The organism is Ruminococcus sp. SR1/5, from assembly GCF_000209835.1.
GTDB classification, from domain to species: domain Bacteria; phylum Bacillota; class Clostridia; order Lachnospirales; family Lachnospiraceae; genus Blautia_A; species Blautia_A fusiformis.
Map to the genome: position 1 here is coordinate 1598194 of NC_021014.1, position 16856 is coordinate 1615049.

General features: G+C 47.2%; 18 protein-coding genes and 2 pseudogenes. 19 read left to right on the forward strand and 1 reads right to left on the reverse strand.

Features of this window, described 5'->3' with window-relative positions; all coding sequences use genetic code 11:
- The 16 genes and pseudogenes from CK1_RS18830 to CK1_RS08240 form a co-directional block, all read left to right on the forward strand.
- Positions 1-219 (forward strand): hypothetical protein (locus CK1_RS18830; RefSeq protein ID WP_502685098.1); only part of this gene is annotated, 219 nt, incomplete at its 5' end.
- A gap of 735 nt (positions 220-954) precedes the next feature.
- Positions 955-1418: pseudogene (rimP, locus tag CK1_RS08180) on the forward strand (ribosome maturation factor RimP).
- A 41-nt stretch (positions 1419-1459) separates the two neighbouring features.
- Positions 1460-2653 carry a transcription termination factor NusA gene (nusA, locus tag CK1_RS08185; RefSeq protein WP_015525794.1) on the forward strand — a complete coding sequence of 398 codons (1194 nt, stop codon included), beginning with the start codon at positions 1460-1462 and terminating at the stop codon, positions 2651-2653.
- Positions 2653-2931 carry an RNase P modulator RnpM gene (gene rnpM / locus CK1_RS08190; protein ID WP_015525795.1) on the forward strand — a complete coding sequence of 93 codons (279 nt, stop codon included), beginning with the start codon at positions 2653-2655 and terminating at the stop codon, positions 2929-2931. The genes nusA and rnpM overlap by 1 nt, the downstream gene beginning before the upstream one ends.
- Positions 2918-3235: a L7Ae/L30e/S12e/Gadd45 family ribosomal protein gene (locus CK1_RS08195; RefSeq protein WP_021650310.1), complete on the forward strand. Its 318-nt coding sequence runs from the start codon at positions 2918-2920 to the stop codon at positions 3233-3235. Before rnpM ends, CK1_RS08195 begins: the two co-directional genes overlap by 14 nt.
- A 42-nt stretch (positions 3236-3277) precedes the next feature.
- On the forward strand, positions 3278-5971 hold the full coding sequence (gene infB, locus CK1_RS08200) for a translation initiation factor IF-2 (RefSeq protein ID WP_015525796.1): 2694 nt from the start codon (positions 3278-3280) through the stop codon (positions 5969-5971).
- Positions 5972-5983: 12 nt separating this feature from the next.
- Positions 5984-6352 (forward strand): 30S ribosome-binding factor RbfA, encoded by a 369-nt coding sequence (gene rbfA, locus CK1_RS08205; protein WP_015525797.1) that lies wholly within the window; start codon positions 5984-5986, stop codon positions 6350-6352.
- A gap of 9 nt (positions 6353-6361) precedes the next feature.
- Positions 6362-6691 carry a DHH family phosphoesterase gene (locus CK1_RS18170; protein ID WP_353611147.1) on the forward strand — a complete coding sequence of 110 codons (330 nt, stop codon included), beginning with the start codon at positions 6362-6364 and terminating at the stop codon, positions 6689-6691.
- Positions 6688-7317, forward strand: a complete 630-nt coding sequence (locus CK1_RS08210) for a DHH family phosphoesterase (protein WP_502685099.1) — start codon at positions 6688-6690, stop codon at positions 7315-7317. The genes CK1_RS18170 and CK1_RS08210 overlap by 4 nt, the downstream gene beginning before the upstream one ends.
- Before the next feature lie 91 nt (positions 7318-7408).
- A pseudogene (gene truB, locus CK1_RS18175) lies at positions 7409-7890 on the forward strand (tRNA pseudouridine(55) synthase TruB); the annotation flags it as partial.
- Positions 7885-8214, forward strand: a complete 330-nt coding sequence (locus CK1_RS18180; protein ID WP_353611232.1) for a hypothetical protein — start codon at positions 7885-7887, stop codon at positions 8212-8214. The pseudogene truB and the gene CK1_RS18180, both read left to right, overlap by 6 nt.
- Before the next feature lie 34 nt (positions 8215-8248).
- Positions 8249-9148, forward strand: coding sequence for a bifunctional riboflavin kinase/FAD synthetase (locus CK1_RS08220; RefSeq protein ID WP_015525800.1), 900 nt, complete (start codon positions 8249-8251; stop codon positions 9146-9148).
- A 155-nt stretch (positions 9149-9303) separates the two neighbouring features.
- Entirely contained in the window at positions 9304-9570 is a 267-nt protein-coding gene (gene rpsO, locus CK1_RS08225; RefSeq protein WP_015525801.1) for a 30S ribosomal protein S15, read from the forward strand.
- Between the two features lie 197 nt (positions 9571-9767).
- The gene (locus CK1_RS08230; RefSeq protein WP_015525802.1) at positions 9768-11861 is read left to right on the forward strand and encodes a polyribonucleotide nucleotidyltransferase; all 2094 of its coding nucleotides are present in this window, start codon (positions 9768-9770) and stop codon (positions 11859-11861) included.
- The gene (gene nrdG, locus CK1_RS08235) at positions 11862-12356 is read left to right on the forward strand and encodes an anaerobic ribonucleoside-triphosphate reductase activating protein (protein WP_015525803.1); all 495 of its coding nucleotides are present in this window, start codon (positions 11862-11864) and stop codon (positions 12354-12356) included.
- A gap of 42 nt (positions 12357-12398) precedes the next feature.
- Positions 12399-12911 (forward strand): dCTP deaminase/dUTPase family protein, encoded by a 513-nt coding sequence (locus CK1_RS08240; protein WP_015525804.1) that lies wholly within the window; start codon positions 12399-12401, stop codon positions 12909-12911.
- Between the two features lie 94 nt (positions 12912-13005).
- Here the strand turns inward: CK1_RS08240 and CK1_RS08245 are convergent, their stop codons facing one another.
- Positions 13006-13380, reverse strand: coding sequence for a DUF1292 domain-containing protein (locus CK1_RS08245; protein ID WP_015525805.1), 375 nt, complete (start codon positions 13378-13380; stop codon positions 13006-13008).
- A gap of 200 nt (positions 13381-13580) precedes the next feature.
- Between CK1_RS08245 and CK1_RS08250 the strand changes: the two genes are divergently transcribed.
- From CK1_RS08250 to CK1_RS08260, 3 genes are all read left to right on the forward strand, one after another.
- The gene (locus tag CK1_RS08250; protein ID WP_015525806.1) at positions 13581-14336 is read left to right on the forward strand and encodes an exodeoxyribonuclease III; all 756 of its coding nucleotides are present in this window, start codon (positions 13581-13583) and stop codon (positions 14334-14336) included.
- Between the two features lie 62 nt (positions 14337-14398).
- Positions 14399-16324, forward strand: a complete 1926-nt coding sequence (locus CK1_RS08255; protein ID WP_059085211.1) for a Type II secretory pathway, pullulanase PulA and related glycosidase — start codon at positions 14399-14401, stop codon at positions 16322-16324.
- Positions 16275-16832, forward strand: a complete 558-nt coding sequence (locus CK1_RS08260) for a DUF5662 family protein (protein ID WP_331476869.1) — start codon at positions 16275-16277, stop codon at positions 16830-16832. The genes CK1_RS08255 and CK1_RS08260 overlap by 50 nt, the downstream gene beginning before the upstream one ends.
- The last annotated feature ends 24 nt before the right edge of the window (positions 16833-16856 follow it).

The window sequence follows — 16856 nt, forward strand, 5'->3', positions numbered from 1 at the left end:
GGAACGTGGATTGAAATAATTAAATTGAATTATAAAAGAAGGGAGCGTATAGTCGTTCCCCACGAGGGAACGTGGATTGAAATCGCTTACTCCACGAGTTACAGTATACTGCCACCGTCGTTCCCCACGAGGGAACGTGGATTGAAATTATCACAGGTCAGCAGAAAAGTTGTGGTACATGTGTCGTTCCCCACGAGGGAAAGTGGATTGAGATCATAGTAAATGGTATTTGTAATAGGGCTAACACCGTCGTTCCCCACGAGGGAAAGTGGATTGAAATTCTGTCTTTGCGGTGATCTCGTGCGGATCCGGAAGTCGTTCCCCACGAGGGAACGTGGATTGAAATGGAAAAGAAGCAATGTCTGGGATGCTTGCTATCGTCGTTCCCCACGAGGGAACGTGGATTGAAATCTGGATATGACCTTAATTTTTTTCGCATTTCGTGTCGTTCCCTACGCAGGAATGTGGATTGAAATCCCGATCACATATGCGATCACTGTAGCTCCAGCCGTCGTTCCCTACGCGGGAACGTGGATTGAAATGCAAAGTAGTTAGCTGCATTCTGGTAATATGCCGTCGTTCCCCACACAGGAACGTGGATTGAAATGAGTGTAGAAGATAGTGATAGCCTGGTTGATGATGTCGTTCCCCACGAGGGAACGTGGATTGAAATATCAACGCAAAGAGATTCGTGGAGATTGAAAGGGTCGTTCCCCACGTGGGAACGTGAATTGAAATAACAAAGAGGAAATCAAACGGTGTGGTACATGGGACATTCCCTATGCGGGGACAAAAACCGGAAATCGCAATTAATACTTGCATTTAACAGACATTGGTGTTACAATGAACGAAACTAAGAACTTGTTGGCATAGGAGTGGGCGAGAGCCCGCTCCTATTTGCTGAGAAGGAATTTGTTCAGAAATAGGCAGAAATAGGAAAGGCAGGTGGGAAGCATGAGCAGACGGGAAGAATATGAACAGAAGACAGAGGCGATCCTTACACCAATCGTGGAGTCCAGGGGCTTTGAGCTGGTAGACGTGGAGTATGTCAAGGAAGCCGGAACCTGGTATCTCAGAGGCTATATCGACAAGCCGGGCGGAATCACAGTCAATGACTGCGAGGACGTAAGCCGTGCATTCAGCGATATACTGGATGAGCAGGATTTCATCGAGGACAGCTACATTATGGAGATCAGTTCTCCGGGACTTGACCGGCCTCTTAAAAAAGAAAAGACTTTAAGAGAAGCCTTGGCAAGCTGGTGGAGATCCGTACCTACCGGCCCATCGAGAAACAGAAAGAATTCTGCGGTATTTTAAATGCATATGATAGTAACAGTGTGACAATCGATGAAGACGGCACAGAACGTACCTTTGATAAAAAAGATATTGCCCTGATTCGTCTCGCGATCGAATTCTAAAAGAGAATCGAATCTGTAAAATTCAGGAGGAAAAAAGAAAAATGAGCAGAGATTTAAGAGATGCGCTGGACGTTCTCGAAAAAGAGAAAAACATCAGTAAGGATACACTGCTGGAGGCAATTGAGCAGTCACTGATCCAGGCATGTAAGAACCATTTCGGAAAGGCAGATAACGTTCACGTTATGATCGATCCGGAGACCTGTGACTTCAGTGTTTACGCTGACAGAACTGTTGTAGAGCATGTGGAGGATCCGGCGCTGGAGATTTCTCTGGTGGATGCACAGAAAACAAACACGAACGCAGAGATCGGTGATGTTATGAAGGTTGAGATCCAGTCCAAGGAATTCGGACGTATCGCAACCCAGAATGCAAAGAATGTCATTCTTCAGAAAATCCGTGAGGAAGAGCGTAAAGTTCTTTACGATCAGTACTATGGAATCGAAAAAGAAGTGGTAACCGGTATTGTTCAGAGAGTAATGGGCAAAAATGTCAGCATCAACCTTGGTAAGGCAGACGCAGTACTTACAGAGAACGAACAGGTAAAGGGTGAGACCTTCCAGCCAACTGAGCGAGTAAAAGTTTACATTCTTGAAGTTAAGGATACCCCGAAGGGACCGCGTATCCTGGTTTCCAGAACACATCCCGGTCTTGTAAAGAGACTTTTCGAGTCCGAGGTTGCAGAGGTAAGAGACGGTACCGTTGAGATCAAGAGCATTGCCCGTGAGGCAGGCTCCCGTACCAAGATCGCTGTATGGAGCAACGATCCGGATGTAGATGCTGTGGGAGCATGCGTTGGTATGAACGGTGCACGTGTAGGGGCAGTTGTTAACGAGCTTCACGGTGAGAAGATCGATATCATCAACTGGGATGAGAACCCGGCGATCCTTATTGAGAATGCATTAAGCCCTGCAAAGGTTATCGCAGTTATGGCTGACCCGGATGAGAAGACCGCACTGGTCGTAGTTCCGGATTACCAGCTTTCCCTTGCTATCGGTAAGGAAGGACAGAACGCACGTCTTGCTGCAAGACTTACAGGCTTCAAGATCGACATCAAGAGCGAGACACAGGCAAGAGAGTCCGGTGACTTCTACGATGATTACGATGAGGAACACGAGGAAGCAGAGGAAGAAATGACAGAAGAGGCTGTTTCCGAAGAGCTTGAAGAAGTAGAGGAAGATACAGAAGAGACAGAAACAGAAGCTGAAGAAACAGCAGATGGAGATGCCGAAGAATAATGAAAACGAGAACCAAGATTCCCATGCGTCAGTGTACCGGCTGCAGGGAAATGAAAAGCAAAAAGGAAATGATACGAGTTCTCAGGACATCAGAGAATGAGATCATCCTGGACGCTACAGGTAAGAAAAACGGACGCGGCGCATACCTTTGTTTCTCAGAGGAATGCCTGGAAAAGGCTATCAAAAACCATGGCCTGGAGCGTTCCTTGAAAATGGCAGTTCCGGATGAAGTGTATCAGAACCTCAAAAAGGAGTTTGGATCAATTGAAAAACAATAAGGTTTTATCACTCATCGGACTTGCGACAAAAGCAGGAAAAACAGTGAGCGGAGAATTTTCCACAGAGAAATCCGTAAAAACAGGAAAAGGTTTCCTGGCACTGGTGGCAGATGATGCTTCCGAAAACACAAAAAAGAAATTTCGGAATATGTGTACCTATTATGAAGTTCCGTTATATTTCCTTTCAGACAAAGAGAGCCTGGGCAGAGCAATGGGCAAAGAATTCCGTGCCAGCCTTGCCGTGCAGGACGAAAATTTTGCAAAGGCGATCATGAAGGCGCTGGAAAAAGAATCCGGCAGATAACCTGCATGATACAGGCGTCTGTAAGGAGGTTTGACGATAGAAATGATAAAAGATAAATTCAACAGATCGGGAAAGGAGCAATATAGACAATTGGATACTCCAAAAACAGAAGAAAAGACAACAACGGTGAATACAGAGGGTAACAAATCTGAAGCACCGAAAAAGAAAAAAAATATCATCCGTGTATTTCATGCACAGAATGCCAGCGATGGCGGTAAAGGAAGAAGAAAACCGGCAGCAGGCGAGAGAAAGGGACCGGCACGTCCACAGAACGGCGGTCAGAGAAGCGCAGGAGCAAACACAAGAAACGGTGAGTCCGGTGAGCAGAGAAACGGTCAGAGTGGCCAGAATCGTACTCAGGGCGGAAGACCGCAGGGCAACCGTCCGGAAGGAAGAAGAGACGGAAATCGTGACGGAAGAACCTTCGAGGGAAGAAGAGACGGCGGAAATCGTTTTGGCGGAAACCGTTCCCAGAATGGTGAGGGACGTCCGGCAAGACAGGGCGAGGGAAACAGAGGCCCACGTCAGAATGACGGAAGAGGCGGAAGCCGTTTCGGCGGTGGAGCAAACCGTGGCCAGGGAGGTCAGGGCGGAAGCTTTGAAGGAAGAAGAGACGGAGGAAACCGTTTTGGCGGTGGAGCAAACCGTGGCCAGGGTGGCCAGGGCGGACGTTCCGAAGGCGGAAGAGGCGGAGACAACCGTTTCAGCGGAGCAAACCGTGGTGGCCAGGGCGGCGGACAGCGTCCGGGACAGAGAAGAAGCGGTGGCTCTTCAGATGCTGTATTCACTCCGGAGCTGACCAAGACATCCAAGGACAGCAAGCGTGAGCGTGACAGAGAGAATAAGAACAAGAAGAAAGAATTCGAGAAAGGTACCCAGGGCGGACGCAGACCAAATCAGGGCGGACGCAGACCGAATTCCAGAATCCCGAAAGCACTTCAGAAACCGAATCCACAGCCGAAGCAGGAAGAGAAGAAACCGGAGATCAAGGAGATCACCATTCCGGAGAAGCTTACTATCCGTGAGCTTGCGGACGCGATGAAGATGCAGCCGTCAGTGATCGTTAAGAAGCTTTTCATGGAAGGTGTCATGGTAACCGTAAACCAGGAGATCGACTTTGAAAAGGCAGAAGAGATCGCACTTGGCTTTGATATCATTGCTGAGAAGGAAGAAAAGGTGGATGTGATCGCAGAGCTCCTCAAAGAGGACGAAGAGGATGAGGATGATATGGTTCCGAGACCTCCGGTAGTCTGTGTTATGGGTCACGTTGACCATGGTAAAACATCTCTTCTGGATGCCATCCGTAATACAAACGTAACCAGAGGCGAGGCCGGCGGAATCACACAGCACATCGGTGCTTACGTGGTAAATATCAAAGGTCAGAAGATCACATTCCTGGATACACCGGGACATGAGGCGTTCACAGCTATGCGTATGCGTGGTGCCAACGCTACAGATATCGCAGTTCTGGTCGTTGCCGCAGACGATGGTGTAATGCCGCAGACAGTAGAGGCGATCAGCCATGCAAAGGCAGCCGGTGTTGAGATCATCGTTGCCATCAATAAGATCGATAAACCAAGTGCAAATGTAGAGCGTGTAAAACAGGAGCTTTCCGAGTATGAACTGATTCCTGAGGACTGGGGCGGAAGCACCATCTTTGTTCCGGTATCCGCACATACAGGAGAAGGAATTGAGAATCTTCTTGAGATGATTCTTCTTACTGCTGAGGTTTCCGAGCTCAAAGCCAATCCGAACCGTGAGGCAAGAGGTCTTGTTATTGAGGCTCAGCTTGATAAAGGTAAAGGACCGGTTGCTACCATCCTTGTTCAGAAGGGTACTCTTCATGTGGGAGACTTTATTGCCGCAGGTGCATGCAATGGTAAGGTACGTGCAATGATGGATGATAAGGGACGTCGTGTAAAAGAGGCAGGTCCGTCTACTCCGGTTGAGATTCTCGGACTTGGTGATGTTCCTAATGCAGGTGAGATCCTGATGTCCTTTGAGAGCGATAAAGAAGCCAAGAACTTTGCAGGCGCATTCGTTACAGAGAACAAGAGCCGTCTTCTCGAGGAGACCAAAGGCAAGCTTTCTCTGGATAACCTGTTTGACCAGATCCAGGCCAGCGATCTTAAGGAGCTTCCGATCATCGTCAAGGCCGATGTACAGGGATCTGTTGAGGCTGTTAAACAGAGCCTTACCAAGCTTTCCAACGAGGAAGTTATCGTTAAGGTGATCCATGGTGGTGTAGGTGCCATCAATGAGTCTGATGTCAGCCTTGCTGCAACATCCAATGCGATTATCATCGGCTTTAACGTACGTCCGGATACTACAGCAAAACAGCTTGCTGAGCAGGAGGGCGTTGACCTTCGACTTTATAAAGTCATTTATCAGGCGATCGAGGATGTAGAGGCAGCTATGAAGGGTATGCTGGATCCTGTATTCGAGGAGAAGGTTATCGGTCACGCAGAAGTTCGTCAGCTGTTCAAGGCATCCGGTGTCGGAACCATCGCAGGAAGCTATGTGCTGGATGGTACATTCCAGCGTAACTGTAAGGTTCGTATCACACGAGGTGAGGACCAGATCTTCGAGGGTGAGCTTGCATCCCTGAAGAGATTTAAGGATGATGTCAAGGAAGTTCGTGCCGGATATGAGTGCGGTCTTGTATTTAATGACTTTAATGATGTCAAAGAAGAAGATAAAGTCGAAGCATATATCATGGTAGAGGTACCAAGATAGGAGTGATTCGTAATGAGAAAAAACAGCATTAAAAATACACGTGTGAATGGTGCAGTTCAAAAAGAACTCAGCACCATCATACACAGCGAGATCAAGGACCCCAGAATTCATCCGATGACTTCTGTGACAGCTGTTGAGGTGGCACCGGATCTTAAGACCTGCAAAGCTTACATCAGTGTGCTGGGCGAGAAACAGGCCAAGGATTCCACCCTCCGGGGCTTAAAGAATGCAGAGGGCTATGTTCGGAGAGAACTGGCCAGAAGACTGAATCTCCGCAATACACCGGAGATCCGTTTTGTTCTGGATGAGTCTATTGAATATGGTGTAAATATGTCAAAGAAGATCAATGACGTAATGAGTGGGATGGAAACAGAGGAATAGGTGGAAAAAATGAAAAACATTTCAGAAATACTGGAAAATGTAAAAACCGTTGGCATTGGCGGTCACATCCGTCCGGATGGGGACTGCATTGGTTCCTGTATGGCTCTGTATCTCTATATCCGGAAATATTTTCCTGATATAGAAGCAGATGTTTATCTGGAAGACCGGAAACCTGTATTTGATTACATTGACAGAATGGATGAGGTTAAGACAGAAGCAGAAGAAGATAAGGTGTATGATCTTTTATCACCTGTGATGTCAGCGCACTGGACAGGCTTGCTGTTGCTCGGAAATATTTCGATGCAGCAAAAAAGACAGCCTGCATTGATCATCATGTGAGCAATAACGGATTTGCGGATGTCAATCATGTAAGAGGCGAGATCAGCTCTGCCAGCGAAGTTCTTTACGGACTTCTGGATTCAGACAAGATCGATCGTTCCATTGCGGTTCCTATTTATACAGGAATGGCACATGATACCGGCGTGTTCCAGTATTCTTCCACAACACCGGAAACCATGAGGATTGCCGGAGAACTGATGAAAACAGGATTTGATTTCAGCAGGATCATCGATGAGTCCTTTTACCAGAAAACATATCTTCAGAATCAGGTCATGGGACGTGTCCTGGCAGAGAGTATTCTCCTTCAGGGCGGTAAGTGTGTGGTCGGATATCTGAAAAAACGGGAGATGGATTTCTACAGTGTGGAAGGAAAGGATCTGGAGGGAATCGTGAGCCAGCTCCGTCTGACTGCTGGTGTGGAGGTTGCGATCTTTATCTATGAGATGCAGACGCAGTTCTTTAAGGTATCTCTCCGTTCCAATGGTAAGGTGGATGTAAGCAAGATTGCCGTATTTTTCGGAGGCGGCGGACATGTGCGTGCAGCCGGCTGTGATATGCAGGGCTCCATGTACGATGTGATCAACAACCTTACCGCTGAAATTGAAAAACAGCTTGCAGAGGAGTAAAGATAAGATCATGGACGGAATACTTGTGATCCGAAAGGAAAAAGGTTATACCTCTCATGATGTTGTTGCAAAGCTGCGTGGGATTCTCCACATGAAAAAGATCGGCCATACCGGGACTCTGGATCCGGCAGCAGAGGGAGTACTTCCTGTTGCACTGGGCAAGGGGACCCGGCTGGTGGAGCTTCTTACAGAAAAAGAAAAACATATGAGGCGGTTTTAAGGCTGGGAGTTTCCACAGATACCCAGGACATGACCGGAGCTGTTCTTTCTGAGAAACCTGTGACCGTCACGGAAGAGGAAGTCCGTGAGGCAGTGGGATCCTTTGTGGGAGAACAGCAGCAGGTCCCTCCTATGTATTCGGCCCTGAAGGTAAATGGAAAGAAGCTTTACGAACTGGCCAGAGAAGGAAAAACCATAGAGCGTAAGCCGCGCCCTGTGGTTTTTTATGAGATAAGGATACTGGATATGGAGCTTCCGCTGGTACGCATAAGCGTTACCTGTAGCAAGGGCACCTATATCCGTACACTTTGCAATGACATCGGAGAAAAATTAGGCTGCGGCGGAGCCATGGAAGAGCTGCTTCGGACCAGGTCCGGAAATTTCACTCTGGAAGAGAGCATGACACTTTCCCAGGTGGAGGAAGCGGTTGCCGATGGGACCATCGGGGAAAAGCTTGTTTCCATCGAGGATGTACTTTCCGTGTATCCGGTCCTTACCTGTACACCGGAGGGAGACAGACTTCTCAATAACGGAAACCCGCTTCCGGAAGAACTGGTACAGGGAGGCAGCAGGGAAGAAAAAGTCCGGATGTATAAAAGCAGCGGAAATTTCACAGGAATATACGGCTGGGATGAAAGAAAACAGAAATACGTACCCATCCGCATGTTTTTTGTATGACATTTTATAAAAACTTGCAGGAGCAGCAGAAGATATGGAATACTTGAAGATCGACGGAGAATTTCCGCGCCTTTCAAAGAGTGCGGTGACACTTGGAAAATTTGACGGCATACACCGTGGACACCAGAAACTGGTGGAGAAGATCCTGGAACAGAAAGAAAAAGGTCTGCAGACAGTCCTTTTTTCTCTTGGCATCGGCAGTCAGATGATCTTTACAAAAGAGGAACGATGTCAGCTTCTTGAGAAAGCAGGCGTGGATGTGCTGATCGAATGTCCGCTGGATAACCGGATCCGTCATATGAAAGCGGAAACCTTTGTTAAAGAAATCCTGGTGGGAGATCTTCAGGCGGAGCATGTTGCAGTGGGAGAAGATTTCAGGTTCGGGTATGAACGCAAGGGAACACCACAGCTTCTGGAGACTATGGGAAGGAAGCTTGGCTTTACTGTGGATGTTGTTCCGAAAGAAATGGAAGGCCGCAGAAAGATCAGCAGTACATTTATCCGTGAGGAACTGAAAAAGGGAAATATGGAAAAGGTTAATGATCTGCTGGGAATCCCCTTTTTTGTGGACGGTGTGATCGAACATGGAAGAGGAATGGGACATAAGGTCCTTCTTCCCACTACCAATATCGTTCCTGCAAAAGAAAAGCTGATGCCGCCAAATGGCGTTTATGATACCGTGTCCCATTTTAAGGACAGAACCCTTTGCGGGATCACAAACGTAGGATATAAACCAACCATCGGAGAGAAATTCCTGGGTGTTGAGACCTATCTTTTTGACTGTGAAGAGGATCTGTACGGAGAGCCCTGCAGAGTGGAATTCTTTCATTATTCCAGACCGGAGAAGCGCTTTTCGTCCATAGAAGCACTGAAGCAGCAGCTCCTGAAGGATGCAGAAAAGGGAAAGGCTTATTTCCGCAGCCTCGAAAAATAAAAACTTTCGGGAAAAACTTTTCGAAAAAACAGTTTACAGGTCAGAAACCGTGTGCTATACTGTTCGAGGTGAAAAAAGCCAGTATTCAGAAGCCGGAGACTCCGACCACTTCTTAATACCCGGCGTTTAATTAAAATTTCAAGGAGGAAACAATAATGATTTCTAAAGAAAAGAAAACAGCGATCATGAAAGAGTATGCAAGAACAGAGGGTGACACAGGTTCACCGGAGGTTCAGGTTGCAGTTCTTACAGCAAGAATCCAGGAGCTCACAGAGCATCTTAAAACACACCACAAAGATCATCATTCCAGAAGAGGTCTTCTGAAAATGGTAGGTCAGAGACGTGGCCTTCTTGCTTATCTTAAGAAAACAGACATCGAAAGATACCGTGCACTGATTGAGAAATTAGGTTTAAGAAAATAATTGCTACGGGAGGGGCGGATGATTCCATCCGCCCCATTTTAACATGTGTGATAAACACAGACGGAATTACCGCAGGAGTGATTTCCGAGACTACTGAAAAGCCCATTTCCGGTCGAGATCTTTTTCAAAGGAAGTGGTCTTTTCAGTTGTTTCGGGCTCCTGTCAGATATTAATATAATAAGAAAAGGAGAACGAATATGTACAAAAGTTATTCCATGGAACTTGCAGGAAGAACACTGACTGTAGATATCGGACGTGTAGCGAAACAGGCCAATGGTGCTGCTCTTATGCACTATGGTGATACTACAGTCCTTGCTACTGCTACCGCATCCAAAGAGCCAAGAGAAGGAATCGATTTCTTCCCGTTAAGTGTTGAGTATGAGGAGAAGATGTATGCAGTAGGAAAGATCCCGGGAGGATTCAACAAGAGAGAGGGTAAGGCAAGCGAGCATGCAATCCTTACATCCCGTGTTATCGACCGTCCGATGCGTCCGCTGTTTCCAAAGGATTACAGAAATGACGTAACTCTGGTAGATATGGTTATGTCTGTTGATCCGGAATGCAATCCGGAGATCCCGGCTATGCTTGGTTCTTCCATTGCAACCTGTATTTCTGATATCCCATTTGACGGTCCATGCGCAACCACACAGGTTGGTATGATCGACGGCGAGTTTATCATCAACCCGACACTTGCACAGAAGGCAGTTTCTGATCTTCAGCTTACGGTTGCTTCTACAAGAGAGAAGGTTATCATGATTGAGGCCGGAGCTAATGAGATCCCGGAAGATAAGATGATCGAGGCTATCTACAAGGCTCATGAAGTGAACCAGGAGATCATCAAATTCATTGACCAGATCGTAGCAGAGTGCGGAAAAGAGAAACATTCCTACGAGTCCTGTGCAGTACCTCAGGAGCTTTTTGATGAGATCAAGAAGATCGTTCCTCCGGAAGAGATGGAGGTTGCCGTATTCTCTGATGACAAGCAGACACGTGAGAATAACATCAGCGAGATCACTGATAAGCTGAAAGAAGCTTTTGCAGACAATGAGGAATGGCTTGCCGTTCTCGGTGAGGCTGTATATCAGTACCAGAAGAAGACTGTCCGCAAGATGATCCTCAAAGATCATAAACGTCCGGATGGACGTGAGATCAGACAGATCCGTCCGCTGGCTGCAGAGACAGATATCATCCCGAGAGTTCATGGTTCTGCCATGTTCACAAGAGGACAGACTCAGATCTGTACCGTTACTACACTTGCTCCTCTTACAGAGGCACAGCGTCTTGACGGACTGGATGAGTTTGAGACATCCAAGAGATATATGCACCACTACAACTTCCCGTCCTACTCTGTAGGTGAGACCAAGCCTTCCAGAGGACCGGGACGTCGTGAGATCGGTCACGGAGCACTTGCTGAGAGAGCACTGGTACCGGTACTTCCTACAGAGGAAGAATTCCCATATGCAATCCGTACCGTATCTGAGACATTTGAGTCCAACGGCTCCACATCCCAGGCAAGTATCTGTGCATCTACCATGTCACTGATGGCTGCCGGTGTACCGATCAGAAAACCGGTTGCAGGTATTTCCTGCGGACTTGTTACAGGTGAAACAGACGATGATTACATCGTTCTTACAGATATCCAGGGCCTTGAGGACTTCTTCGGAGATATGGACTTCAAGGTAGCCGGAACACATGACGGAATCACAGCGATCCAGATGGATATTAAGATCCATGGTCTTACAAGACCGATCGTTGAGGAAGCGATCCGCAGAACAAAAGAGGCAAGAGAATATATCCTGACAGAAGTTATGGAGAAATGTATCGACAAGCCTCGTACAACTGTTGGGGAGTTTGCTCCGAAGATCATCCAGATCCAGATCGACCCGCAGAAGATCGGTGATGTAGTCGGACAGAGAGGAAAGACTATCAACACGATCATCGAGCGTACAGGTGTGAAGATCGACATCACAGACGACGGCGCAGTTTCTATTTGCGGAACAGACCAGAAGGGTATGGATGAAGCAAAACGTATGATCGAGATCATCACTACCGAGTTTGAGGCAGGACAGATCTTTACAGGACGCGTAGTCAGCATCAAAGAGTTTGGCGCATTCCTTGAGTTTGCACCGGGCAAGGAGGGAATGGTACACATTTCCAAGATCTCCAAACAGAGGATCAACCGTGTTGAGGATGTTCTCACACTTGGCGACAAAGTTAAGGTTATCTGCCTTGGCAAGGACAAGATGGGAAGAATCAGCTTCAGCATGAAGGATGTACCGGAAGAAGCATAAATGATGAGATACCACAATATTACCAAGGACGATATGTTAAACGGAGACGGACTTCGTGTAGTGCTCTGGGTAGCTGGCTGTTCACACGGCTGCCGGGAGTGCCAGAATCCCATTACCTGGGATCCGAATGGAGGTCTGCCCTTTACGGACAGCGAGCGAGCTGAGATATTTGCAGAGCTGGACAAGGATTATATCAGCGGGATCACCTTTTCAGGAGGCGATCCTCTGCATCCTTCCAATATCGCTGAGGTAACAGCTCTTGCAAGAGAGATCAGAGAGAAGTATCCGGATAAGACGATCTGGCTGTATACGGGTTCTCTCTGGGAAGAAATCCAGCAGTACGAGATCATCCATTATCTGGATGTATGCGTGGACGGGGAATTTCAGGTGGACAAGAAAGAGGTTCGTCTGAAATGGAAAGGCTCCTCAAATCAGAGGGTGATCGATGTACAGGCGTCACTTCGTGAGAACCGTGTGGTTCTGTACACGGAGTGATCAGAGGTTTTTTGAAATTACCTATTGGGAGTGGAACGAAAAATGAAAAGAATTGCGAAATTTCACAAGGTAAGTTTTGAACAGTTTGCAAAGGACTGGAAGGATACCTTTGAACAGTATTCAGAAGAGGAGATCCGGAATATCTACGACAGTCTGAAGCTTCCGAAGAGAGCTACGACCGGAAGTGCAGGATATGATTTTTATGCACCTGTGGATGTGACCATGAAGCCAGGTGAGATCGTAAAGATACCGACTGGTATCCGTGTAGAGATGGAAGAGGGCTGGGTTCTGAAATGTTATCCGAGAAGCGGACTGGGATTTAAATTCCGGCTGCAGTTGAATAACACAGTGGGAATCATTGACAGCGATTATTTCTTTTCCGACAACGAAGGTCATATCTTTGCCAAGCTGACTAACGATACAAGAGAAGATAAAACGATCCAGATCCCGGCAGGAACCGGTTTTATGCAGGGGATCTTTGTGGAATACGGAATCACTGTGGATGACGATGCAGATGCAGTAAGAAACGGTGGCTTCGGAAGTACCACAAAATAAAACAAAAGCCCGGAAGGCGGAGGTGTGAAGACCACATACATCCGATTTTCCGGGCTTGTTTTGTGTAGTTACTGCTTTCCGATAAATGCACGGTTTAGCTGAGAGGTGCGTCTGCCTCCTCGTCTGCACGTGCTTTTTCCACGACTGCGTTAAAGGCATTTGCGGCAGCGTCGTACTCTTCATCATCTTCAATGTTTGCCAGCATCGGATCGCCGTCTGCTGTGCGGGAGAAGCTGTAGAGATAAACCTCACCGGTCTCATTCTGGCCGTTCTCATCCAGTGGGAGAAGTGCGATATATTCTTTGTTCTCTACAGGGAAAATAGTAAGGATGGCACATTCTACCTCAGTATCGTCATCCATAGTCAGGGTAATGGTATGATGTGCCTCATCTACCTTGCTTTCGCAGTTGGCTGTACAGGAAGCGCAGTCGCTTGGTGCACATCCGCTTTTGTTAAATTCATCACTCATAAAAAAATCCTCCGTTCTGCTGCTGCCTGTAAATAAGGGGGCAGCTCTGCATGATATAGAGAACATTTTAACAGATATGACGTAGAACAGCAACAAAATATTTGAGAGCCTGAGAAAACTTTCAAAATATTTTTTGCTTAATCCGACAATGTGAGATATAATAAAAATATGACGAAAAAATGAGGAGAAAATATAAAAATATGAAATTTATTTCCTGGAATGTAAATGGGATCCGGGCCTGTATCACCAAGGGCTTTGAGGAACGCTTTCATGAGCTGGATGCGGATATTTTCTGTCTGCAGGAGACGAAATGCCAGCAGGGACAGGTAAAGCTGGAACTTCCCGGATATCATCAGTACTGGAACTACGCAAACCGCAGAGGCTATTCAGGTACAGCCATTTTTACGAAGAGGGAGCCATTGTCTGCGGCTTACGGGATCGGGATAGAGGAGCATGATAAAGAAGGACGTGTCATCACGCTGGAATTCGATGAGTATTATTTTGTGACTGTATATACTCCCAACTCCCAGAGTGAGCTCCGCCGTCTGGAATATCGTATGAAATGGGAAGAGGATTTCCTGGCTTATCTCCTGAAACTGCAGGAGAAGAAACCGGTGATCTGCTGTGGCGACCTTAATGTGGCACATCAGGAGATCGATCTCAAGAACCCGAAGACCAACCGCAAAAATGCAGGCTTTACTGATGAAGAGAGAGCCTGCTTTACCAGAGCCCTTGAGAGTGGCTTTATTGATACATTCCGCTATTTTTATCCGGATAAAGAGGGCGTTTACTCCTGGTGGTCCTACCGTTTCCGTGCACGAGAGAAGAACGCCGGCTGGCGTATCGACTATTTCCTTGTTTCCCCTTCCCTGAAAGAAAAGCTTCAGGATGCGAAGATCCACGGAGAGATCATGGGATCCGATCATTGCCCGGTTGAGCTGGATATTGATCTGTGACGGATCCGGCGAAAAGGATTTCTATGGATTTGAATAATAAAAAGAGAAAAGGAGGAGTTGCCTTGGCAAGCCGCAGATTAGGTCGAGTGGAAAAAGGTCAGCCGCTGATACTTGGCGCCAACAAAATGGAGGGCGGTTATAATTTTGCAGTGGAGGCATCGGAGGATTCCGAAGTGTCCCTGCTTTTATATAAAAAAAGAGGAGCTGCCGCACCGGTGGAGATCGTTTTTCCAAAGGATTTCCATACAGGACGTGTGTGGGCACTGAAGCTGTGCAGTGCTTCTCTGAAGGAGTTTGAATATAATTATAAAATAGACGGTGAGATCGTGCAGGATCCGTATGCATACGGACTTCACGGGAGAGAGCATTTCGGAGTACCTTACGATCCGGAAAAGGAGGTCCGCTGTCGCTTCCTTAATGAGAATGTTTCCGGCTGGGAAAATGAAACTGCACCGGCAGTAGAATATGAAAATATGATCCTGTACAAGCTTCATGTCCGTGGTTATACGAAGCTTGCCAGAAAGATGGTTTCCCATAAGGGGACTTTTCTTGGCCTGACAGAGATGATCCCTTACTGGAAAGAACTTGGGATCAATGCCATTGAACTGATGCCTGCCTATGAATTCTGTGAGGTTCCGATCAATAAACCGAAGGAAGGCAGTGAACACATCAAGACCCGTCGAAAGGAAAATGTAGTGAATTACTGGGGCTATGCATCCGGCTTCTATTTCAGCCCGAAGAGTGCTTACTGCAGCACCAGAGAACCGGAGCAGGAATTTCGGTATATGATCCGGGAGCTGCACAAGAACGGCATTGCCTGTATCATGGAATTCTATTTTCCAGAGGAAACAGACAGCCTGATGGCTCTTCGAGCTTTGCAGTTCTGGAGAGATTTTTACCATGTAGATGGATTTCATGTGCTGGGAGAGGGCTTTAACCGGGAGATGCTTCTTCGGGATGGGATCCTTTCCGGAGCAAAACTGATCTTCCAGGGCTTTGATTTTGATCATTTTTACAGAGGAAAGCTTCCGGTCAGACGCTGCGGAGCGGAGAGCAATATGAATTTTCTCCAGGATATGCGCCGTTTCCTGAAAAGCGATGAAGGTATGGTGGAGGCTGCAGCATGGCATATCCGTCATAACAGCGAGAATCATGGAGTGATCAATTACATGGTCTGCCAGGACGGATTTACCATGAATGACCTGGTGAGCTACAATTATAAACATAACGAGGCCAATGGCGAGGGCAATCAGGACGGAAGCAGCTATAATTATTCCTGGAACTGTGGTGTGGAAGGCCCTACCCGTAAGGTTTCCGTCCGTCAGATGAGGGAACGCCAGATCAAAAATGCCTTTCTGATGATGCTGCTGAGTCAGGGTGTTCCCATGATCTATCACGGTGATGAATTCGGCAATTCCCAGAGCGGAAACAATAATGCCTACTGTCAGGATAATGCTACCGGCTGGACAGACTGGAAGGGCCTTTCCAGAAACCAGGGACTGAGGAAATTTGTAAAGGATGCCATTGCTTTTCGTAAGGCCCATCCCGTTCTTCATATGCCGGTGGAACTGAAAGGGGTAGATTATCTGACCAAGGGGTTCCCGGATGTGTCTCTTCACGGGGAACGTGCCTGGTATCTGAGCTATGAGAATACCAGCAGGCTTCTTGGTATGATGTACTACGGAGCCTATGCAAGGGAAAAAGAGGATCTGGAGGCTGCAGAGGATGATTTTATTTACATCGGCTATAATTTCCACTGGGAAAACCGGAGCCTTGCTCTGCCCAATCTCCCGGAAGGCATGTGCTGGAAAAAAATCGCAGATACCTCTCTTCACGGAACAGGATTCTGTCTGGAGGAGGAAGAAGAATATAAAAAATCAATCGAAATAGGCCCCCGCGCCATTGTGGTATTGCTGGGCAGACAGGAGGCGGAGAAAGATGCGATCATGGCACCCGTGGCTGCACTTCAGGACCATCACGAGGCATAAGCTTCTGGTGATGAAATATTGTTTTCGTATCGGGTTATATAAGCAGGGGTTGCTTCATGACCTGTCCAAATATTCCCCGACGGAATTTCTGGTAGGCTGTAAATATTATCAGGGGACAAGAAGTCCCAACAACGCAGAACGTGAGGCAACCGGCGTATCCATGTCCTGGCTGCACCATAAGGGAAGAAACAGACACCATTTTGAACATTGGGTAGACTATTCCCTTGACGGTGAGCATGTGATCATGGGAGCCAGAATGCCCAGAAAATATGTGGCGGAAATGGTCATGGACCGGATCAGTGCATCCAGAAACTATCTGGGAGAGGAATATACCTATCATGAACCATTGCAGTATTTTCTGAAAAGCAAGGAGAAGCTGTGGTTTATCCACCCACAGACAAAGAAAGAGCTGGAGGGACTTCTCCGGATCCTGGATAAATACGGAGAGGATAAGACCCTGTGGTATATCCGCAATGTATATCTATGTGATAACCGCGGAAAAAAGTGAAAAGCCCTGGGAAAAAGCTTCGAA

Excerpts from the sequence above, each read along its gene's own strand:
- CK1_RS18170 (WP_353611147.1), top strand. The coding sequence starts at position 6,362 with ATGAAAAACATTTCAGAAATACTGGAAAATGTAAAAACCGTTGGCATT.
- nrdG (WP_015525803.1), top strand. The coding sequence starts at position 11,862 with ATGATGAGATACCACAATATTACCAAGGACGATATGTTAAACGGAGAC.
- CK1_RS08240 (WP_015525804.1), top strand. The coding sequence starts at position 12,399 with ATGAAAAGAATTGCGAAATTTCACAAGGTAAGTTTTGAACAGTTTGCA.
- CK1_RS08245 (WP_015525805.1), bottom strand. The coding sequence starts at position 13,380 with ATGAGTGATGAATTTAACAAAAGCGGATGTGCACCAAGCGACTGCGCT.
- rnpM (WP_015525795.1), top strand. The coding sequence starts at position 2,653 with ATGAAAACGAGAACCAAGATTCCCATGCGTCAGTGTACCGGCTGCAGG.
- CK1_RS18180 (WP_353611232.1), top strand. The coding sequence starts at position 7,885 with ATGGAAGAGCTGCTTCGGACCAGGTCCGGAAATTTCACTCTGGAAGAG.
- rbfA (WP_015525797.1), top strand. The coding sequence starts at position 5,984 with ATGAGAAAAAACAGCATTAAAAATACACGTGTGAATGGTGCAGTTCAA.
- CK1_RS08230 (WP_015525802.1), top strand. The coding sequence starts at position 9,768 with ATGTACAAAAGTTATTCCATGGAACTTGCAGGAAGAACACTGACTGTA.
- infB (WP_015525796.1), top strand. The coding sequence starts at position 3,278 with ATGATAAAAGATAAATTCAACAGATCGGGAAAGGAGCAATATAGACAA.
- CK1_RS08220 (WP_015525800.1), top strand. The coding sequence starts at position 8,249 with ATGGAATACTTGAAGATCGACGGAGAATTTCCGCGCCTTTCAAAGAGT.
- nusA (WP_015525794.1), top strand. The coding sequence starts at position 1,460 with ATGAGCAGAGATTTAAGAGATGCGCTGGACGTTCTCGAAAAAGAGAAA.
- CK1_RS08250 (WP_015525806.1), top strand. The coding sequence starts at position 13,581 with ATGAAATTTATTTCCTGGAATGTAAATGGGATCCGGGCCTGTATCACC.
- CK1_RS08260 (WP_331476869.1), top strand. The coding sequence starts at position 16,275 with ATGCGATCATGGCACCCGTGGCTGCACTTCAGGACCATCACGAGGCAT.
- rpsO (WP_015525801.1), top strand. The coding sequence starts at position 9,304 with ATGATTTCTAAAGAAAAGAAAACAGCGATCATGAAAGAGTATGCAAGA.